General features: G+C 70.9%; 1 protein-coding gene. It reads right to left on the bottom strand.

Features of this window, described 5'->3' with window-relative positions; genetic code table 11:
• Positions 1-2,002 (bottom strand): acyltransferase domain-containing protein (locus tag D7318_RS32255; RefSeq protein WP_230424328.1); only part of this gene is annotated, 2,002 nt, incomplete at its 3' end.
• Positions 2,003-2,072: the final 70 nt, after the last annotated feature.

The following is a 2,072-nucleotide window of genomic DNA, read 5'->3' as shown; positions in this document are numbered from 1 at the left end:
CACCCGAACCCAACAACCACTCCCCCACCCGCCGACCCAACACACCCGTACCACCGGTCACCAACACCGTCCCCCGCGGCGACCACACACCCTCAACCGCACCATGCGGCGCACGAACCAAACGGCGAGCCAGTATGCCGTCGGCTCGGATGGCGACCTGGTCCTCGGTGCCGTTCAGGACGCTGGCGAGTGAGGTTGCCGTCCGATCGTCGATCGCGGCGGGCAGGTCGACCAGGCCGCCCCAACGCCCCGGCTGCTCAAGGCCGATGACGCGGCCGAGGCCCCAGACCGCGGCGGCGGAGCTGTCCACGATGTCGGTGTTCTCGGCGGCGACGGCGCCGGTGGTGGCGACCCAGAAGGGCGCGTCGACCGCGTGGGCCTCGAGCGCCTGGGACAGTGCGAGGACGGACTCGGGGCCTTCGAGGAGGGACAAGACGCCCTCGATGGCGCTGAGTTCAGTCAGGTGCTTGCCGATGGGCTCGCCATCGGCCACCTCGATCACCAAGGGCTCGGCACCCCGGGCGGCGAGCGCGTCGCGGACAGGCTCGGTGCGCGTGTCACCGGGCGCGCCGACGATCACCCATTGGCCGGGAACAACGGTCGAGGGGATCTCGGTGACCGGCGTCCAGTCGATCCGGTAGCGCAGGGCCTCGCTCGCGGCGTCCTGGCGCTTGATGCGCGGCCAGTAGCGCTGGTGCTGGAAGGCATAGGTGGGGAGCGGGACGCGGCGGGCGCCCGTGCCGTTGTAGAACGCTCCCCAGTCAACCGCCGTGCCGGTGGTGTGGAGGGTGGCCAGGGCGGTGAGGAGCGACTCCACCTCCGGACGGTTCCTGCGGAGGGTCGGCGTTCCCTCGGCCATCGCGGACAGCACGCCGTCGGGGCCGATCTCAAGGAAGGTGCCCACGCCGTCGGCCCGCAGCGACTCGATCGCGTCGTGGAAGCGGACGGCATCGCGAACGTGGCGGACCCAGTACTCGGCGTCCACGCTCTCCGGCTGGCCCGCGATGGGGAGTTGGGCCGGGTGATAGGTCAACGATTCGGCCACCGTGCGGAATTCGTCCAGCATCGGGTCCATCAGGTGCGAGTGGAACGCATGGCTCACCGTGAGCCGCTTGTGCTTCCACCGCTGGGCCAGGGCGAGAACGGCGTCCTCGTCGCCGGAAAGGACCGTCGAGTCAGGGCCGTTGACCGCCGCCACGTCAACCCCTTCGGTCAGCAGCGGCAGCACCTCGGACTCGGGGGCCTGGACGGCGACCATCGCGCCGCCCTCGGGCAGCGCACCCATCAGGCGGCCACGCGCGGCAACCAGTGCGCAGGCGTCCTCAAGGGACAGCACCCCCGCGACATGGGCGGCGGCGATCTCGCCGATCGAGTGACCCGCCAGGAAATCGGGACGGACGCCCCAGGACTCGACCAGCCGGTAGAGCGCCACCTCCACCGCGAACAACGCCACCTGCGTGAACTCGGTCCGGTTCAGAACGTCCGCGTCCTCGCCGAACACCACGCCCCACAGGGGACGTTGGAGATGGGCGTCCAGGTGCGCGCACACCGCGTCGAACGCGTCCGCGTACACCGGGAACGCCTCATACAACTCCCCGCCCATGCCGAGCCGTTGACTCCCCTGCCCCGAGAACAGGAACGCCAGGGAGCGGTCCTCCGTGGCGGCCGTCACCAGTCCGTGGGCCGTGCGGCCCTCGATCAGCGCGTCGAGGCCGGAGTGCAGCGACTCCTGGTCTTCAGCCAGCACAACGGCCCGGTGGTCGAGGGGAGTTCGGCTGGTGGCGGTGGAGTAGCCGAGGTCGAGCGGGCGCACGTCGTTCATCGCACGCAGGCGAGCGGCCTGGTCGCGCAGCGCCTCGGGAGCGGCGCCGGAGAGGGTGATCGGGACGAGTGGGAGAGCAACGTTGGGCCGCGCGGGGGGCGTTGCGTCGGGGAGCGGGGGTTGCGGTGCTTGTTCGATGATGGTGTGGGCGTTGGTGCCGCTCATCCCGAACGAGGACACACCCGCCCGACGCGGACCCTCCGCCACCCACACGCGCGCCTCGGTCAACAACTCCACCGCACCCGCCGAC

Origin of the sequence: Streptomyces radicis, from assembly GCF_003626575.1 — a bacterium.
In the GTDB taxonomy this organism is placed as follows: Bacteria; Actinomycetota; Actinomycetes; order Streptomycetales; family Streptomycetaceae; genus Streptomyces; species Streptomyces radicis.
Note: the sequence above shows the minus strand (reverse complement) of the source record. Positions and strands in the feature narration are given on the sequence as shown.